Annotated in this window: 18 protein-coding genes; 8 read left to right on the forward strand and 10 right to left on the reverse strand. The window is 59.3% G+C overall.

Translation table 11 applies throughout. The annotated features are described in order from the left end of the window. Positions 1 to 212 precede the first annotated feature (212 nt). The 3 genes from fliE to flgB form a co-directional block, all read right to left on the reverse strand. Positions 213 to 536: a flagellar hook-basal body complex protein FliE gene (gene fliE, locus ACN0TA_RS10065; protein WP_417582422.1), complete on the reverse strand. Its 324-nt coding sequence runs from the start codon at positions 534 to 536 to the stop codon at positions 213 to 215. Between the two features lie 69 nt (positions 537 to 605). After that, positions 606 to 1,019, reverse strand: coding sequence for a flagellar basal body rod protein FlgC (gene flgC / locus ACN0TA_RS10070; protein WP_417582424.1), 414 nt, complete (start codon positions 1,017 to 1,019; stop codon positions 606 to 608). Between the two features lie 123 nt (positions 1,020 to 1,142). Then, the gene (flgB, locus tag ACN0TA_RS10075) at positions 1,143 to 1,547 is read right to left on the reverse strand and encodes a flagellar basal body rod protein FlgB (RefSeq protein ID WP_417582426.1); all 405 of its coding nucleotides are present in this window, start codon (positions 1,545 to 1,547) and stop codon (positions 1,143 to 1,145) included. A 206-nt stretch (positions 1,548 to 1,753) separates the two neighbouring features. On the opposite strand from flgB, the gene ACN0TA_RS10080 reads away from it, so the two are divergent. Continuing rightward, positions 1,754 to 2,335 carry a hypothetical protein gene (locus ACN0TA_RS10080; protein WP_417582428.1) on the forward strand — a complete coding sequence of 194 codons (582 nt, stop codon included), beginning with the start codon at positions 1,754 to 1,756 and terminating at the stop codon, positions 2,333 to 2,335. Further along, entirely contained in the window at positions 2,292 to 3,095 is an 804-nt protein-coding gene (gene fliP, locus ACN0TA_RS10085; protein ID WP_417582430.1) for a flagellar type III secretion system pore protein FliP, read from the forward strand. The genes ACN0TA_RS10080 and fliP overlap by 44 nt, the downstream gene beginning before the upstream one ends. Positions 3,096 to 3,183: 88 nt before the next feature. On the opposite strand, the gene ACN0TA_RS10090 is transcribed toward fliP, so the two are convergent. The 5 genes from ACN0TA_RS10090 to ACN0TA_RS10110 all read right to left on the reverse strand — a co-directional run bounded on the left by ACN0TA_RS10090 (position 3,184) and on the right by ACN0TA_RS10110 (position 9,403). Continuing rightward, positions 3,184 to 6,537, reverse strand: a complete 3,354-nt coding sequence (locus ACN0TA_RS10090; protein WP_417582432.1) for a hypothetical protein — start codon at positions 6,535 to 6,537, stop codon at positions 3,184 to 3,186. Positions 6,538 to 6,621: 84 nt separating this feature from the next. Then, on the reverse strand, positions 6,622 to 7,383 hold the full coding sequence (locus ACN0TA_RS10095; RefSeq protein WP_417582434.1) for a MotE family protein: 762 nt from the start codon (positions 7,381 to 7,383) through the stop codon (positions 6,622 to 6,624). Then, positions 7,380 to 7,802, reverse strand: a complete 423-nt coding sequence (locus ACN0TA_RS10100; protein WP_417582436.1) for a DUF6468 domain-containing protein — start codon at positions 7,800 to 7,802, stop codon at positions 7,380 to 7,382. The genes ACN0TA_RS10095 and ACN0TA_RS10100 overlap by 4 nt, the downstream gene beginning before the upstream one ends. Next, positions 7,802 to 8,896, reverse strand: a complete 1,095-nt coding sequence (fliM, locus tag ACN0TA_RS10105; protein ID WP_417582438.1) for a flagellar motor switch protein FliM — start codon at positions 8,894 to 8,896, stop codon at positions 7,802 to 7,804. The genes ACN0TA_RS10100 and fliM overlap by 1 nt, the downstream gene beginning before the upstream one ends. Positions 8,897 to 8,905: 9 nt before the next feature. Continuing rightward, positions 8,906 to 9,403, reverse strand: a complete 498-nt coding sequence (locus ACN0TA_RS10110; protein ID WP_417582440.1) for a flagellar basal body-associated FliL family protein — start codon at positions 9,401 to 9,403, stop codon at positions 8,906 to 8,908. Between the two features lie 281 nt (positions 9,404 to 9,684). Here ACN0TA_RS10110 and flgF point away from each other — a divergent pair, with 281 nt between their 5' ends. The 5 genes from flgF to ACN0TA_RS10135 all read left to right on the forward strand — a co-directional run bounded on the left by flgF (position 9,685) and on the right by ACN0TA_RS10135 (position 14,794). Further along, a complete protein-coding gene (gene flgF / locus ACN0TA_RS10115; RefSeq protein ID WP_417582442.1) occupies positions 9,685 to 10,428 on the forward strand; it encodes a flagellar basal-body rod protein FlgF in 744 nt (247 codons plus the stop codon). Between the two features lie 23 nt (positions 10,429 to 10,451). Then, a complete protein-coding gene (flgG, locus tag ACN0TA_RS10120) occupies positions 10,452 to 11,237 on the forward strand; it encodes a flagellar basal-body rod protein FlgG (protein ID WP_417582444.1) in 786 nt (261 codons plus the stop codon). Positions 11,238 to 11,262: 25 nt separating this feature from the next. Beyond that, the gene (flgA, locus tag ACN0TA_RS10125; protein WP_417582446.1) at positions 11,263 to 12,216 is read left to right on the forward strand and encodes a flagellar basal body P-ring formation chaperone FlgA; all 954 of its coding nucleotides are present in this window, start codon (positions 11,263 to 11,265) and stop codon (positions 12,214 to 12,216) included. 60 nt (positions 12,217 to 12,276) lie between these two features. After that, the gene (flgH, locus tag ACN0TA_RS10130; protein WP_417582448.1) at positions 12,277 to 13,017 is read left to right on the forward strand and encodes a flagellar basal body L-ring protein FlgH; all 741 of its coding nucleotides are present in this window, start codon (positions 12,277 to 12,279) and stop codon (positions 13,015 to 13,017) included. A gap of 283 nt (positions 13,018 to 13,300) precedes the next feature. Next, the gene (locus tag ACN0TA_RS10135; RefSeq protein WP_417582450.1) at positions 13,301 to 14,794 is read left to right on the forward strand and encodes a carboxypeptidase M32; all 1,494 of its coding nucleotides are present in this window, start codon (positions 13,301 to 13,303) and stop codon (positions 14,792 to 14,794) included. A gap of 39 nt (positions 14,795 to 14,833) precedes the next feature. On the opposite strand, the gene ACN0TA_RS10140 is transcribed toward ACN0TA_RS10135, so the two are convergent. Beyond that, a complete protein-coding gene (locus tag ACN0TA_RS10140; RefSeq protein ID WP_417582452.1) occupies positions 14,834 to 15,766 on the reverse strand; it encodes a hypothetical protein in 933 nt (310 codons plus the stop codon). A 171-nt stretch (positions 15,767 to 15,937) separates the two neighbouring features. Between ACN0TA_RS10140 and ACN0TA_RS10145 the strand changes: the two genes are divergently transcribed. Next, positions 15,938 to 17,521 carry an ABC-F family ATP-binding cassette domain-containing protein gene (locus tag ACN0TA_RS10145; RefSeq protein ID WP_417582454.1) on the forward strand — a complete coding sequence of 528 codons (1,584 nt, stop codon included), beginning with the start codon at positions 15,938 to 15,940 and terminating at the stop codon, positions 17,519 to 17,521. A 36-nt stretch (positions 17,522 to 17,557) separates the two neighbouring features. Here the strand turns inward: ACN0TA_RS10145 and ACN0TA_RS10150 are convergent, their stop codons facing one another. Further along, positions 17,558 to 18,343: a hypothetical protein gene (locus tag ACN0TA_RS10150; protein ID WP_417582456.1), complete on the reverse strand. Its 786-nt coding sequence runs from the start codon at positions 18,341 to 18,343 to the stop codon at positions 17,558 to 17,560. Between the last annotated feature and the right edge of the window lie 21 nt (positions 18,344 to 18,364).

Raw genomic sequence — 18,364 nt, forward strand, 5'->3', positions numbered from 1 at the left:
TCGTTAACGCCACCTTACATCAAACACCAACTATTGCGGGGTACGAGTTTGATTCAAACCGATCCTACGATGGAATTGGCCCAGAACCGGAGCGGAGCGTACATTCGGAGTGCTGCTGGAAAAAACGGTTCGGCAGCACGACAACAGGCGGTCATACATCAGCACCCGAACCCCGCTGGGCAATACCATTTGCGGTCCGGAATTCGCCCAAACTAGATCGGCATGCGCATGATTTCTTCGTAGGCCGAAATCACCCTGTCACGCACGGTTACCATGGTCTCCATAGCCGACTCGGTTTCGGCAAGCGCGGTAACAACGTCAACGACGTTGGCCTTGCCGTTGATCATGTCGACGGCCACCTGGTCCGAACGCTGCCCGGTTTCCGCGATCCCGCTGAGCTGGTCGGCCAGCATCTGACCAAAATCGGCGCCCGAGGGAGTGGCGGCCGGCGCGGTCAGCTTGCCCCCGGCCTGATCGGAAATCAGGCGGGAAACATTACCATAGGCCGCTGTGGCTGCATTGAATGGCGTGCTCATCTATCTAAAACCTCTGGTTGCCGCGCCTTTGGGCCGCAAGACTGAACCGCTTCTGGAAAACGGGCCGTCCTAGCCGCGCAGAATATCGAGTGTACGGCCCAGCATCTGGCGCGATACCGTGACGACGTTGAGATTGGCCTCATAGGTGCGCTGGGCTTCACGCATGTCCATGGATTCGATGAGCGTATTGACGTTGGGGTATTTGACATACCCATCCTCGTCGGCTGCCGGGTGGCCCGGCTCGAAACGCGAGGAAAAATCGCTCATGTCGGAAGCGAGGGGCCCCACATTGACTTCGAACGCGCCAAGCTCGCGATTGAGCATGGCATGGAAGGTCGGCACCTTGCGCCGGTACGGATCTTCCTCGGGCGTATGCCCTGCAGAGTCGGCATTGGCCATGTTTTCGGCGATCACCCGCATACGCGCCGTTTGAGCATTGAGCCCCGACCCGGCGATCTTGATCGATGTCATAAAGTCGTTCATCGCTTAGCCTTCGAATGTATTGCGTTTCAGGTTGGCGCAGGACCAACCCCGTATCTGGCGCGTATCGAAAACGCGGCCTGACGTGTCTTGCAGCCAGTGAACATTTGAATTTCGAACCATCCGCTAGCCTTGCTTTCCCAGAGCAATCTTCATCAGTCTCAGGGAGCGCGTGTAGAGGGTTGTCGCGGCCTGATAGTCCATCTGGTTCGTCGTGACCTTCATCATCTCTTCTTCAAGCGTCACCCCGTTACCTTCGGGCATGACTTCAAAACTGTTCATGGCCCGCGCGCCCATGGCCCGGCTCGGATCGCCTCCGACAGAATAATGGCTGCGGTTCGTGGCCGTCGTCGTTACGAGAGCGCCAGAACGGCGCGAAGTCGCCTCGATTGAAAATGGAGCGAGATCACGCCCGCGATAGCCGGGCGTCTCCGCATTGGCGACGTTTTCGGCCAGCAACGTCTGGCGCGTCTGGTGCCATTGCATCTTGTTCTTGAGCGCGGCAAAAATGGGCAGGTCGCCAATGGCCATGTCGGGTCGCCGAATCCGGTTGCAGTACGTTCACTCGGCAAACTTTGCCCACTGCATGGTTAACGACGCGTTAACCGATCCGACATGAAGTCGCGGAAATGTCCCAATTTTGGCCGGATCGCATTCTATGCTAGGCAAGTCTTGCCCGTTGCGATGCGTACGGATATGTGTCGCGACTTTAAGGGCCCATTTCCAGGAGCGTGCCAGTGGGATTTTTGAACAGCCTTTTCGGCGGTGAAAACGGCTACCTGACAATGATCGTGGCGCTGGCCATAGTGATCGTTCTCATCGTGCTTGCAGTTTGGCTCATCAAGTTGATTGGCGATGCCTCTGCGAGCGTAGGTCGCGGCCGCAACCGGCGTCTCATGGTCATCGACTCCATCGCCATCGACAACAAGCGCCAGGCCGTCATAATTCGTCGTGACGAGACCGAACATCTGATCGTTATCGGTGGCCCCAACGACCTGGTCGTCGAAAGTGGCTTTGACGCACCGCCCGCCCAGCAAACCCAGCGCCCTCGCCGCAAGGCAGCTGAACCCACTCCAGCACCAATTCCAGAGCCCGTTGCCCCTGCCCGGCGGACAGGCACCTCCCTGCGCCACACGGGCCTGCTGCGCCCTGTCGAAGACAACGAACCCAAACTCGATGGGGGAAAGCCCGACAAACAAGGCCGCGCCTCCTCCGACTCAGCTACAAGCGTTGCCATGTCGGCAACCACGACAGTGGAACCCGAGCCGCTGCTTGATGCGAGGGAAAAAGATTACGAGGACACGGCAACCAGGTCCTGACACATCGCCGCGCCGGGCCATTTGGCTCCGCGCGGCAATTGCCGTTGTTCTGGGGTTTACTGCAATCCTCGTGCTGCCCGCCACCGGGTTTGCTCAAGATATCTCAATTGATTTCGGCGACGAAACCACGCTGACCGAGCGTGCGATCCAGATGATCGCGCTCATCACGGTTTTGGCGTTGGCGCCATCGATTCTCGTCATGGTGACGAGCTTTACGCGAATTGTTGTCGTGCTTTCGCTATTGCGGACCGCCATCGGCCTGCAAACAGCCCCCCCCAATTCGGTGATGATCTCGCTGGCGCTGTTCCTGACGGCCTTCATCATGGCGCCGACCCTGCAGGAAAGCTACGAACGCGGTATCCAGCCTTTGGTTGCAGGTGACGTGGAGATTGTCGAGGCGATCGAACTGAGCTCCGGCCCGCTCCACGAGTTCATGCGCACCCATGTTCGTCCCCAGGACGTGATGCTGTTTATGGATCTCACCGAAACCCCTGCGCCGGAAAACCCCGAAGATCTCGAACTGCGCATCCTGATTCCTGCTTTCATGATCTCCGAGTTGCGACGGGCCTTCGAAATCGGCTTCCTGTTGTTCCTGCCGTTCGTGGTCATCGACATGGTCGTGGCCTCGGTGCTGATGAGCATGGGCATGATGATGCTGCCCCCCGTCATAATTTCACTACCCTTCAAGCTGATCTTTTTCGTCCTCGTCGACGGCTGGCACCTTGTAGCAGGCTCGCTGATCCGCAGCTTTACGGGGTAGGACACAGTCCGCCAAACGGACCGGGGCAACGAAACGTCTGAGCACAGGCAAAAAATGAGTCAGCGCTCCACCTTGGAGCGCAAGGCAGCTAAAGGCTTGCCACCGCTCCGGTCTCTGGCGCCGCACGGAGCGGAGTCACCGCATTCTGCCCGGAATAGATCTCGCGATAGGCGTTCAGGAACGCGTTGATGGCCTGAGTATCGGCAACCTGCCGGGCAATCTCTCGGAAATTGACGCCTGCCGGATCGACATTTTCCACGACAAAGGCAAAGACCGGCCACTCAGGTGTTCTCGACATTGCCTCGGAGAACCTGCTGCGCAAGCGCGCAAGCCCGATCTGATCGTTCGACAGCACATAGCCAACAGCCGCCTTGACGACATTGGTGCGCGCCATGGGGCTCAGATCGCCTGCACCCAGATCGCCAGAATACAACCGCTCGATCAATTCGGCCGCAGCCGAAAACCGGCTCGCCTGCCACAGCGCATCGATTCGCAGCAACTCGGTATCGCGGCCAGTCAGGCTCGAAAGCAGATCAAGCGCCAGATCGTGACGATGGGCATGGATAAGCGCACTGGCCTCAAGCACCCGCCGCTGCCGCTCGAGCCCTGGCGGCAACCCGGCAAGACGCGTATCGTAAAGCACGCGCAACGCGGAATTGGGATCGCGATTGGCGATGTAGACAATCGCCAGATCGGCAGCAACTTGCGCGCGCGCCGCGCCATCGAGGCGATTGTCGACCTGGTAGCGCAACAATTCGGAAGCCTGAGCAAGCAGGTCCACTTCGATAAGCCGCTGCGCAAGATTGCGGATCATCATGTCGCCATCGGCGCCCGGCGGGGTCAGGTGCCGGTAGTCGTAGTAGATCGACAGCGCCGTCACGGGATCGAGCGCATCGGCCTGACCATCAAGAAAAAGTCCTGAAAACTCGCTTCTCGCCCGCGCCAGCATCATATCGAGTGAACGATTGTCAGCAAATCCCGTTGCCATCTCGCGCGTCAGAACGAAAGCATCGCGATAGTCGCCATGGCGATATTGCAGATCGGTGAGCTTGGTGACGATATCGATCTCGAGCTGATCGCCCCGCCACAGCGCTGACTGAACGGCCAGCGTATGAATTGCCTTGGCGAGATCGAGATCACCATTGTCATCGAGAATTTCGATGGTGAGCAACACCGCCTCGGTCGACGAACCGCGCCGGTCGGCTGCGATAACCCGCCCATACCCCTCGAGCGCTTCATCCTCGAGCCCGTTGAGATGATCGAGGCGCGCGGACAACAGTTGGTATTCAGCGACTTGATCCGGGGTCAGCGCGGCAAGATCGACGGCGCGAATGACATCGGCAGCCATAGTGGAATCGCTCTGCTCAATCGCTGCACGAATTGCAGCCATGTGAAACCGCGCACGGATCCAGTTTGGATAATTGTCGACCACATGGTCGCCACCGAAAGCGTCGAGCCGTGCACCGTCAAAGTCACCGGCATCGACCTTTGCGATCGTACGCCAGATCATTGCATCGGCGTCGTTGAGCATGAGATCGGTGTTGAGCAGGGCCAACGCATCGTCATGCCGTCCCGACAACGCATTGGCGGCCGCAAGGGTCGCATTGACCTGATGCTCCAGGCTCACCTGCCGCAGATCGTTACTAAGAACGCTCACCACCCCGATGGCTTCATAAGCAAAATTGTTGGCAAGGTAGAACTGGGCGAGATCGAGCCGCGCCCTGTCGAGTTCCCTGCCCTCGGCCAAGGCCGCGCGCGCTTGATACTCGTCGCGCCGCAGCACAAACTCATCGGGGTTCGGCGTCATCATCGCGTTGAGATCCAGCGCGCTGACGCTGGTCGAGGCCGGCGCATAAAGGCGCCGCCCTTCGGTCGTCGAAACGGTCAGGCCCGTGTCGGAGGAGATCACCGCAAATCTGTCCTCGATTGAAACGCTGACCCCTTCGTGAAGCGGCTTGACCACAAGGCCATGGATCGAGCGCGGTGCCTGAAAATCGACGAAACCAAGATCCCGTACGACTCCGCGCGCCGGCGGATAGCTCGTTACGACATCCAGAATATCGCCGACATCGGGATCGCGAAGCTGATGAACATTGGCCGGCCGTTCGAGATCTGCAACCATTTCGTAAAGCCCCGAGGGCGACCGGCGGCGTTCGAGTGTAATCGGTTGAACAGCCGACAGCAAAATATCACCGAATGAAAGCACCCATGTGCGCCCTTCGGATGCCATTGTGGCCAGGCGATCTTCGTTGAGCACGATACGCACGACATAGGCGTCGCCGGTGCTCTCGACTGTCAGGCCATGAGCGAGCCCGTCGAGAATTTCGCCGGACCGTTCATCCGGGCTCACCATTTTCGTTTGCGTATCGAACAGCATCCACACCACATTGCCGCGCCGGAACACGGCAGCGGGCGTATCCTCTACGAACGGAAAAACGACACGCACTGTTTGGCCGACAGTACTGACATAGGGTTGAATGGCTCCGGGCTCGTCAGTTGCGCTCGACGAAGGCGTTTCCGACTGTCCGGCCGTTTCGGCGGCATTCTCGGGGTCGTCAAGCGTCGCGGCAATTGCGTCCAGGTTCAGCCCTTCCGCATTTGCGCCCGGCACGTCGATATCGAGAATGAACTCAGTGCTCGACTGCTCGTAAAAACGAACCGAAACGTCTTCCGGAATGGCCAGAATGACCTCGGTGTCCCCGCCATGCACGATGTTGGTCACTTCACCAAGCTGAACGGGCCGGTCGGAAAGAACTTCGTAAAGATCGATGGGCACCGGCCAATCGAACCGGATCGAAGTGCTTTCCCCATCGCGCGCAAACTCTGCCTTTGTGCCAACATTCCAGTTGAACTCGATGCGCGAAAATGTCGGGTGCCGCCCGACCCGGATCGTGGGCGTCGGATCGTACTCAAGCACCAGTTCCGCACGCCGCCGCTCTTCGGCAAGCCGAGCTGCCTCTTCGGCGCGCTCTTCGAGTTTGGTAATGACTTCAGGCGGCAATGCGGGAGGCAAACCAACCCAGTCGGTCGGCAAAAGGTCAATGTAAAGCTGTTCGCCGGCAGCAATCGTATTGACCTGGAACTGCTCGCGCATGCCCATGCGAATACCCGTCCGGTCCGGATCAAACCGTGCAACCGCGAGATATTCGCCAAGGATTGTCCCGACATCGGGCAAGACACCGCTCATCGGCGTGTCGGGCATCGCAATGACCAGAACGCCATTATCGCTGGTCACGGTGTTTTCGGGCAGGTTTATCCGATTGGGAAACGTTACGATCAGGCGGCCATAATTTTCATGGCGCTGCGCCTCGAAAGTTATGGCTTCCTGGGCAAAACCAGCCCCTGCACATCCGACAAACAACAAGAGCGCCAGCAAGGCAAGCCTTGCAGCGTCCACATATCCATAAGTCTGGCGCCCACTTTTTCTTGTGGTCGAAAGCATTCTGCCTACCGCCCTAATTCAAGGGCACACTAGGCAGCAGCGCTTAAGATGGGATTACCAGCCGGGGCGAATCCGGCGCCAAAATTATTGACCGACGATCTGGGGCAAATTCGCAAACTCCTGCGCCGCCGGTTGAACCGGGCCGCTTGGTCCTGTCTGAGCGAGGAGAACCGTCAGTTGTTGCGCATTGGCAGGGATCATCTTTGCCATGATCGGGCCGAGCTTGCGCGGGTTCATCGCTTGACCAACGCGCACCAGAACGGTTTCGTCGAGATCGTTGAAGATTGTGGCTGCGTCACTGGCCCGCATGTTCTCATACATGGCGACGATGGCCGCAAATTGCTCTGCTTCCGCATTTTCCTGGGCATCGACCAATGCATTGATCTGCGTTTCCATGGCGCTCAGTTCGCTCATGCGCTCCTCGATCCGCATTTCGGCAGCCTCGACAACCGCCAAACGCGTCTGCAGTTCCGTTGCGAAGCTCTCGAGCTCTGTACGGCGTTCAGCAAGCCGCTGAAGAATGATTGCCTCTGTCGAGCCAGGCGCTGCTTCGGGTGCATCCTCGAGCGCATCCAGGTCCGCGTCGTCAGCGGGAAAGGTCTCGAACAGCGCTTGCGCTGCCGCGTCTGCGGCCGAAAGCTCGGTCTGAGGCTCCTCCCCGTCCGCTTCGGCCTCCGCAGCCGGATCGGTTACCGCCTGCTCTGCCACCTGCCCACCGCCGGCTGCCTGTGCAACGCTCATCCCGCCAAGGATATACCCCTGCCCGGAGACAATACCGAAAGTCTTGAGCAACAGCAGAGCAGACGCCGCAACAACGACGACAGGCAGAAGGCGAACCTGTTTCACGCAGCGTGCTCCCGGCGTTTTTGGTGGTCCTGAAGTGTCTTGAGCGCGGAACCGGCCCGACTTCCGTCCCCACCGCCGCCGCCACCGCCGCCCGGCAAACGCGCGGCCTGGGTGATCTTTGCGATCCGGTCCATGACGGCCTGCCCGGCATTGACGTGGTTGGCCAGCTCGATTGCAAACCGCTCGGCTTCGTTGAGCCGCGTGTTGAGCTTCTCATCAGCTTCAACGGCAGTCTCGCGCAACCCCTTGATGGCGCCGTTGGCCATTGTAGTGGCCTGCACAAGGTCGGCGATCATCTGCTGAAGCGCTGCACGGTCTGCCTGCAAATTCCGGATTCGGTTGTTGAGCACAATGCAGTAACCGATTGTCGTTGCGAGAAGAACGGCAACGGCAATTTCTATCATCAGTCCAAGAGGCATTACTTGCCCTCCGCCTTTTCTTCCATCGCTTCGAAGGCCGCCATGGTCACTTTTGGCGGGTTGAGCGGCCGGGTAACCCGGACCGAAACATTCTTTCCAATATGCCCCATCACTGCCCGCGTCAGGTCGACGTCGCCGCACCGCAGCGTAACGGGATCCGACGGGGTCATGTCGAACATAATCGTGTCGCCCTCAGCCAGATTGAGCGCCTTGGACAACGGCAGATGCAATTCGTGCAGTACTGCCGAAACCTCGGTGTCGGCAGCGTGAATTTCGGTGGCAAGGTGCCCCTCCCAAATCGGGTCGCGGCCGAATTTCTCGCCCATATACATCTGGAGCAACTGCTCGCGGATCGGCTCGATTGTTGCATAGGGCAACATGATTTCGATCTTGCCGCCGCGATCGTCCATATCGATGCGCAACTCGACAAGGATCGCCGCGTTTCCCGGCCGGGAAATGGCGGCAAACCGCGGATTTGTCTCCATGCGGTCGAGTTTGAAATTGACCGGCGCCAGTGGCTCGAACGCCTTATGCATATCGTCGAGAATATGTTCAATCATCCGGCGCGCCAGTGCCAGCTCGATTGTCGTGTAGGGCCGACCTTCGACACGAATGACGCTCGATCCGCGCCGGCCGCCCAACAGGACATCGATCATCGAATAGATCAGCGCGCTATCGACTGTCAGCAGCCCAAAATTGTCCCACTCTTCGGCTTTGATAACCGAGAGGATGGCCGGAAGCGGAATGGAATTGAGATAATCCCCGAAACGAACCGACGTGATCGACTCCAGAGTGACCTCGACATTGTCCGAAGTGAAATTGCGCAGCGTGGTTGTCGCCAGCCGCACAAGACGGTCAAAGGCGATTTCAAGCATCGGCAGGCGTTCATAGGACACCAGCGCGGAATTGATGAGTGCGCGAACCCCTGTCAGCTCGACATTGGACGCAGCGCTGGAATCGAATCCGAGAAGGGAATCAATTTCGTCCTGGTTGAGAACGCGATCGACGTCATCCCCGCCGCCGGCCTCGGCTTCGAGCATGGCTGCCCAATCGTCCCCGAGCGCCCCTTCTGATTTTCCTGTCTCGTTGGCCATGATCGCCCGCTACTGAACCAGTACTTCCTTGAACAAGATGTTGTCCACGCTCGCCGGATAGACGGCGAGGTTGACGCGACGCAGCAACTCTTCCTTGAGCCGATAGAGCCCTGCGGAGCCTTCGAGGTCCGATGAGCGCAGCTCGCGCAGATACACCTGAAAGGTATCGAGTACGCGAGGCATGCGCGGCTCGATCGCCGAGATCATCGACTCGTCGCGCACTTCGAGTGCGATGCGCAGCCGCAGGAATTCAGCCCCGTCGCTCGCATTGTTAAGGTTGACCATAATGTCGGGCAGATCAAAGAACGCGGTTTCGGCAGCAACTTCTGCATCGCCGCCACGCTCTCCACCACCATCGCCCGATTGGGTAAGAAACCACCCGCCAGCGGCTGCAACCAGAAGCAGAACAGCAACACCGCCGCCGATCAGGACGAGCTTGGGAACCCCCTTCTTGACGGGTGCCGCATCCGATGTGGCGTTAACATCTGTTTCAGTCACATCACTCATGCCAGTCTTCCGAATCCCCCGGTTTTCAAGCGCTTTTGCTGCACGTCCAGCTAATCCCGACAGGGTTAATGAATGGTTACGATTTGACTACGGGCGGCAGTTATTGCCGGGTAGATTTTTCCCAGCCACCAAGCTCTTGCCGGGCGCTCCGCACCGCACTCCCAATCTAACACTTTGTTTTATATAGATTTATCGAGTTGGCACGCCTCCTGCATTACTATCTGCGAGAGACCCGGCCTGGGGAGGCAGGGGCACTCAAAGGTTTTAACGGGGAAACGCGCATGATCGAGAACGCGCAACTGATCGGACTGTCGCGCCAGATGGCGCTGCAACGGCAGATGGATGTCGTGGCCAACAATCTGGCCAACATCAACTCGACCGGTTTCAAGGCCGAGGCGATCCTGTTCGAGGAATACGTAATGCCGGTCGCCGCCGACCGCAGCTTCCCGAATGGCAGCCAGCAACTGTCCTACGTCCAGGACTGGGCAACGATGCACGACCTGACGTCAGGTGTGATGACCCAGACGGGCAACCCGCTCGATGTCGCGCTCTCAGGCGACGGCTTTCTGACCGTCGATGCGCCCGAAGGCACCCGCTACACACGCAATGGCGCGCTCGAAATCAACGCAGCCGGCATCCTTGTTACCCAGAACGGGTTTCCCGTCCTCGCTGATGGCGGCAATCAGATAGTGTTTGGCGCTGACGAAACCGACATCGCCATCACTGCCGGCGGCGAAATCACATCGAGCGCCGGCAACAAGGGCAAGCTGGCCGTCGTCGAATTTGAAAACCCACAGGCCCTGACCCGGACCGGCGACACAATGTTTGCCGGCGGCACACCGCTCGCCAACGGTTCGACCCGCGTAATTCAGGGCGCGCTTGAGCGCTCCAACGTGTCGGGCGTGTCGGAGATGAGCGAGATGATCCGCGTCACCCGCGCTTACTCGTCGCTCGCCGACCTCATCAACAAGCAAGACGAACTGCGCCGCTCCGCCATCCAGCGGCTTGGCGACACCCAAGCCTGAGCCAGCCAGCAAGGACAAGACCGATGAAAGCACTTTATATCGCATCGACCGGCATGGCCGCCCAGGAGCGCAATGTCGAAGTTATCTCCAACAACATCGCCAACATGCGGACCACCGGGTTCAAGCGTCAGCGCGCCGAGTTCCAGGATCTGCTCTATCAAACCCACCGCCGCGCCGGCTCGTCGACATCGGAAACCGGAACACAGGTTCCTGTCGGTATCGAAATCGGCTCGGGCGTCCGCGTTGCGGCCACGGCCCGCATCATGAGCCAGGGCAATGTGGCGCCCACGGAAAAAGAACTCGATCTCGCCATTCGCGGTGAAGGCTATTTCATCGTCAACATGCCGGATGGACGCACAGCCTACACCCGTGACGGCACATTCGAGCGCGATTCGACCGGCATGCTGGTCACGGTCGATGGGTACGAAATAGAACCCGGCATCATCATCCCAGCCGATGCGACGTCGGTTTCCATCAGCCGCGATGGCGTTGTCGAAGGCTTCTTCAACGGCGGCACCGAGCCCGTTCAGCTCGGCCAGCTCCAAATGGCACGCTTCGTCAACAAGGCTGGCCTGGAATCGATGGGGGACAATCTGTTCCTTGAAACTGCCGCTTCAGGCGAAGCCCAGATCGGGGTGCCCGGTGTCGAAGGCATGGGCAGCTTGCTCCAGGGCTATCTCGAAAGCGCCAACGTCAATGCCGTTACCGAAATGGCCGACCTCATAGCAGCCCAGCGCGCCTACGAAATGAACGCAAGGGTGATTTCTGGCGCCGACCAGATGCTTCAGGCCACTGCCCAGCTTCGCTGATTTCTCAAACTAGGGGGTTCCAACAATGATCGTTTCGCTTCTCAAACGCACAGGCATTGCAATCGCCCTTTGCACTCTTGCCGGCGCGGCCCAGGCCGAGCCCATGCTGCGCGGCGACGTGACCGTAAGCGCTGCAATCGTAACCGTTGGCGATTTGTTCGACGGCGCAGGCCTTTCGGCCGAAACCGCTGTATTTCGTGCGCCGGCACCGGGCACCTCGGGCATACTCTCGCTTGAAGACATCGCCTCGGCGGTTCAGGCGGCGGGAATTGAAGACTTCGAGCCTGCCGGCTTCGACCGTATTCGCGTCGCGCGCACGGGTGTGGAAGTGGGCAGCGACCTGCTCTCCGGTCTCATCGCCGACGATCTGCGCTCGAAGGGCATCCTGACAGCCGACATGGAAATGGACATCGCACTCGATACGCCGCTGCCCGGCATGATTGCCGCGGACACCGTCAACCCGGCAGCGCTTACCATCTTGCGCTACATGCCCGGCTCCTCGAGCTTTTCGGCCCGATTCCAGGTCTCAGGCATCGAGCGCCCGCTCGACATCTCGGGTCAGATCCAGCTTATGATCGCTGCACCGCATCTCACGCGCACTTTGCCTCAGGGCACCATTCTGGGTGCCAACGATATCGAAATGCGCATGATCCCGCTCGCCTACGCCGAATCCATCGGCCTTGTCGCTGTTGACGAAATAATGGGTATGGCCCTCCAGCGCCAGACGCGCGAAGGCGTCATGCTCAAGCCATCCGACATCGCGGCGCCGGAAATCATTTCGCGCAACGACAACGTCACGGTCGTCTTCCAGCAGGGTGCGCTAACGCTCACCACAACGGGCAAGGCGCTCAACGCCGCCAGCCTGTCGCAGCCGGTATCGGTACTCAACACAATGACCAACAAGGTTCTGCAGGGCGTCGCCACGCAGAACGGAACTGTCACAGTCTATTCGGGCCCCCAGCAAATCGCCGGGCTCTGATCTTTCGGTCTGTCGCGCTTGGGGAAGCGCGACACCTTAAAACCAACGGGGAATATTGAAATGAACACACTGATCAAGATCGCGACGGGCCTGCTGCTCGTTTCAGCGCTCGGCGCATGCGCCACCACCGATCGACTGGCGAATGTGGGCCAGGCGCCCGCATTGACGCCAATCGTCGACCCTACGGTGACTGCCGGTTATCGCCCGGTGACCATGCCCATGCCCGCTGCCGAACCGGCCACCTATCAGCCCAACTCGCTTTTCTCGTCCGATGCCCGCGGCTTTTTTAAGGACCAGCGTGCAGCAAAGATCGGCGACATCCTCACAGTGGTCGTCACCATCGACGATCGCGCCCAGATCGGCAACACCACCTCGGCAACTCGGCAATCGTCCAACACCACAGGTCTGAACGGCGCCTTGGGCTCCATCTTCAATTCAGTTGCTCCTGCCGACGTATCGGCCGATGCAGCACTCGGCACGACATCGGGCATTGCCAATGCCGGCAATGGCTCGGTCAACCGTTCCGAGCGCGTCACCACCCAGGTCGCTGCTGTGGTCACTCAGGTTCTGCCCAACGGCAACCTTGTCATCGAAGGCCGTCAGGAAGTGCGCGTCAATTTTGAAGTCCGCGATCTGATTGTTGCCGGCATTGTACGGCCCGAAGACATCGGCTCGGACAACACGATTTCCTCGACCAAGATCGCAGAAGCCCGCATCGCATACGGTGGGCGCGGCCAGATCACTGACGTCCAGCAGCCCCGCTACGGCCAGCAGATCCTCGACGCCATCCTGCCGTTCTGACACGGCACCAAAGTCCCCAACCGGCTGCCGTTCCCCAAATTTGCGGCAATCCGGTTCCCGGCCCGTCTCCCCGTCGGGCCGGACCTGGAGCGCCCCCAGAAAAAGCGGAAACCGGTTTTTCGCTTCGGGGACGCGACCAGAAAAGAAGAAGGGCGCAGCCTCCCCGCTGCGCCCTTTCTTTTTCAGCAAGCCTCAATTCCCGTTTGGATTGATTTTGGCGCTCTTCCCGAACCCCGCCCAAATACTCTACAACCGCCTCAACACCCCCGTTCTGGAGCGCTCCATGTCTTACGCCGACCTCGAAACCCTCGGAAAAAAGCTCGAATCCATCGAGCACGCAATTTCCATCCTCTCGGCAGACGAGGCAACCAATATGCCGGTTGGCGGCGGGGAAAAGCGCGCTGAGTCGGTGTCGTACCTTTACGGCCTACGCCACGAAACCGCGACGGCCCCAGAAATTGCTGACTGGATTGCCAAAGCCGAAAGCGAAGATCTCTCCGATGATCAAAAGCTGGCCGTCAGCGAGTTTCAGCGCACATACACGAACGCCACATGCCTGCCGACCGACTTCGTACGCCGCAAATCCCAGGCCGAAATGCGATCTGAACAGCTCTGGCGTGATCTGCGCGCCAAAAACGACTGGGCCAATTTCGCCCCTGCTCTCGAAGGCGTCGTTGCACTTGCCCGCGAAGAAGCGCAGATGCGCGCAGATCGCCTTGGCCTTGCGCCTTATGACGCACTGATGGAGCAGTTCGACCCCGGAAACCGCATGGCGGACGTTGCCCCTGTTCTCGAAAAGCTCAAGACATTTCTTGTCGACTTCGTACCCGAAGCCCTCGATGCGCAAGAGCGGCGCTATGCCAAGCGCCCGGCAAAAACGGTCGAAGGCCCCTTCCCCATCGAAAAACAACGCGAGCTTGGTCTGTCGATGATGCAGGCGCTGGGCTTTGATTTCACCCATGGTCGGCTCGACGTTTCCCATCATCCTTTCTGCGGCGGCGTGCCCACCGACGTGCGCATGACCACGCGCTACAGAACCGACGAGTTTCTCACCGCCCTGATGGGCGTTCTGCATGAAACCGGTCACGCGCTGTACGAGCAGGGCCTCCCAAAAGACCTCTCTCACATGGCAATCGGCCAGGCGCGCGGCATGGCAATGCACGAAAGCCAGTCGCTTTTTGTCGAGCAGCAACTCGCTCACGCGCCCCAGTTCTGGCACTGGGCAATGCCCATTGTCGCCCGTCACCTTGGCGAGGACGCCCTCAAGGGCTGGGAGATCGAGGACGTTGTAGCCGAGGTCAACAAAGTCCAGCGGGGCTTCATTCGCGTCGACGCCGATGAGGTGACCTATCCCCTCCACGTCATCTTGCGGTTCGAACTCGAACAGGCACTGATTTCAGGCGCACTTGAGGTCGTTGATCTGCCTGAAGCATGGGACGCCAAAATGACCGAATATCTTGGGCTTTCGACCATCGACAACCCCAAGGACGGCCCGATGCAGGACGTCCATTGGTCTGGCGGTGCGTTTGGTTATTTCCCCTCCTACACGCTGGGCGCCATGCTGGCCGCTCAACAATGGCAAGCCATCGAAAAGGCGCGCCCCAGCGTTCTCGACGAAATCTCGAATGGCGATTTCTCCGGCGTCAACGCGTGGCGGAGCGAAAACGTCTGGTCGCAGGGATCGCGCTACTCTACCCCCGATCTGATCAAACGGGCCACCGGTTCAACGCTCGACCCGGACATCTTCATAGCGCATCTGAAAAAACGGTACGGATAAAGGGGTTGCTGGGAAAGCAACGCTGGCGGTGTTTGTCACCTAAAACGGCACGCTCGCACCCACGGTAACGCCCGCATGCCCCGCCACGGACCAGGCCCATAGTGGCCCGGTCTGTGGCCCGTCCTCACTGCCGAACGTCACGCCACCAAGACCCAGTTGTCCTCCGGCGAAAACGCTGGCCGAAAGCTCGGCGCCATTCTCGGTCTCATAGCGATAGGCCGTTTCGGCCAGCCCGCCCACTGTGGCCAGGTCGTAAAAGACATTCGGCACGGTTCCCAGATCAGGACGCAGATAATGGCTGTCTGTAACGCCGAGATAGCCACCATTGATCTCGAACCGCAAATCGACGGTTTCAGTCACGGAAATCTCGTTTTCCAGCCATACGCCAAGTCCCGCCGACGCCGAGAGCTGGTCATGGCCAATCACCGTCACGCTCGACGCAATTGGGCCGCTCGGACATGCACCGCCACACCGCAACCCATCCATGCCATAGCGCTCAAGTCCCAGCGCACCCGTCACATAAGGGCGCACAGTCACGTCGTTCCAGACGAGCGGTTCATCGCTTGGCAAACCATAGCGTAGAGCGACACTGCCACCATTGCCCAGCGTGATGTCGCTAAATGTCTCCGAATATAGCGCCTGTCCGGCTTCGTAATCCCTGTCCCCAAAAGTGCCGCCTGCAGCGATGGGGAAACCGGCCACGAGATCGAACCAGCCCTCCTCGCCGCGCCCGGTCAGCACAAATTCGATATCGGCGCTGTAGAGCGGCTCATAGCTCAAGATCGATGTTGGATTACCGTAGCTCTCAAACCCTGAGCGCGATGGTGGCGTCATGGTCGAAGCGTCGTGGTTGAGCGTGAGATAGCCCGCGCTCAGCCGCACTTGCGAGCCAAGCGAAATATCCATTGCGGCGGCGCCGGTCGCAAATGATCCGGTCAAAGCGATCGCCGTAATAGTCAAAATGGATTTCATGCCCATGCCAACAACAAGCCCGAAGCCACAAGGCGTGTCAATCGCTCCGCCTTGACTTGCGCGGCCTCGTGACTATTTTGAAGCCGAACTGCAACACCAACAGGATGTGTGCCCAAATGGATTTCTCTCCGACAGCAACCCTTTATTGCCTCGGAACGGATTCCATAACTCATGCCCGCACACATCACGCTTTCAGCCCTCGGCTTTTCAACGCCTGACGGCACGCAGCTTTTTTCCCAGCTCGACCTCGCCTTTTCCGACCAGCGTACCGGCCTTGTGGGCCGTAATGGCGTGGGAAAATCAACGCTGTTCAGGCTCATAACCGGCGCGACCTCGCCCCAATCGGGCAGCGTCACCATAGACGGCACGATCGGCCTGCTACGGCAATCGCTCAAGGCAGAGCCAGGTGAAACCATTGCCGATCTGTTCGGCGCCACCGACCAGCTTGCCATTCTCGCCCGCGCCGCAGCCGGAACCGCCAGCGCCGACGAACTTGTCGACGTCGACTGGACATTAGAGGCGCGGTTGGACGATGCGCTTGCCCGCTTTGCGCTTCCCGCAACGGCCGATACTCTGCTCGAAACCCTATCGGGCGGCCAGCGTACGCGCGCCATGCTTGCGGCACTGGTGTTTGCCGATCCCGACTTCCTCTTGCTCGATGAACCGACCAACAATCTCGACAGGGATGGGCGCCAAGCTGTCATTGACCTCCTCGCCTCCTGGCGCGGCGGTGCAGTCGTCGTTAGTCACGACCGCGAACTGCTCGAAACCATGGATGCCATAGTCGAATTGACCAGCTTGGGCGCTACCGCCTACGGCGGCAATTACACATTCTTTCGCGAACGCAAAGCCATTGAGCTTGCAGCAGCCCGACATGACCTCGCCAGCGCAGAACGCCGCACTGCGCAAATCGACAAAAAGGCTCAACAGACCCGTGAGAAACAGCAGAAATCGGACGCTGCTGGCAAGCGCAAGCGCGCAAGAGGCGACATGCCGAAAATCCTGCTCAACGGGCGAAAGAACGCAGCTGAAAACTCGGCCGGCGATAATGCCCGTCTTGCCAGTCGCTTACGCGAACAGGCGGATTCAGATGCTCAAGCTGCGCGCGAGAAAATCGAAGTGCTCCAGCACGTTACGATCTCATTGCCCCCCACGAACCTGCCCGCCGGCAAGAAGGTTCTGACTCTCCATGCTGTATCGGCAGGATACGACTACGACACGCCAATCTTGCACCAGTTTTCCCTCGCTATCACCGGCCCGGAACGCGTTGCACTGGTCGGCCCGAACGGTTCGGGCAAGACCACGCTGCTCCGTCTCATCACCGGCGCAATCAAACCGCTTTCCGGTTCTGTCGACGTTCATGTCTCCCACGCATTTTTGGACCAGCAAGTCTCCATTCTCGACCCGCAAAAGACCGTGCGCGAGAACTTTCTCGCCCTTAATCCCGGGGCCAGCGAAAACGCCTGCCGTTCTGCGTTGGCCCGCTTCCGGTTCAAGGCGGATGAAGCCCTGAAGCCGACCGTCGCCCTGTCGGGTGGCGAAACGCTACGCGCAGGGCTGGCTTCAATACTCGGCAGCACCACCCCGCCTCAAATGCTCGTGCTCGACGAACCTACAAACCACCTCGACCTCGACTCCATTGAAGCCGTAGAGGCCGGGTTGCGGGGCTATGATGGCGCACTGCTTGTAGTGAGCCACGACCGCCCGTTCCTCGACGCCATAGCCATCACACGGGAAGTCGCACTTGGCGGATGATCAGTTGAGTTCGACTGGAGCGGCATTGGCCAAACTTTAGCGCGCACCCGTGTCGGCTCGCTCCAGTGCCCTGACAAAGCCGACCCTCTCCTGAGCCGTAAAATCGAGCTGGGTCAAATCCGCATCAAGAAGGATCGGCTGATCGACTCCGTCCATTTGCGCGCCCAGAGCATAGCACGTTCCATCGTTGCCATAGCGCTGGATCGGCGCGCTCGTGATGCGCAAGCGTGCTGTCGCGGTGAAGCGCTTCTTTGGATCAGGCAGAACTGGCACATACGATATGAATGTCCCGCCAAACAGTGTCCTGGTTTGCCTGATCTCCAGCGGGACCGGACGAACGAGGCCGCCGCGCCGCGCCGCAGCGTTGTTCCGCACGATACGGCGCAGGAGGATGAGACAGAGTGCGGCCATTCCAACAAAAACCGTTATGAACACGCTGGCCACTACAATCCGTTTCCATAATCCGTCCAGCGCAAGATCGATCGTCACCAGTTCTGGCCGGTCGGCCGATATCACGAGGCGAACCGAATAATCGGGCGTCACAGGATCTACGAAGGCAAAGGACGAATGGGTTTTGATCGCTCTGCCTTCATAGGCATAGAACAGATCGAGGTCGCAGTGTTTTAAAGAGCCCCTCTTGGGACTGCACTCGCCGCCCACGATACTGAATTCGGTCAACACCACAGGATTTCGGACGATCTGAATGTCGCGCCAGACATCGGGCATCAGCCATAGGAGGTAAACGATGGCAAAAGCAGCAAAAAATACTATGGCCGTCACTGTCGAAACAGTGCCGGCAAACACCGATCGCGTGGTTTTCATTTGCCGGAGAGGGAAGAGGTC

Source organism: Pelagibacterium sp. (genome assembly GCF_048264985.1).
Taxonomy (GTDB): Bacteria; Pseudomonadota; Alphaproteobacteria; order Rhizobiales; family Devosiaceae; genus Pelagibacterium.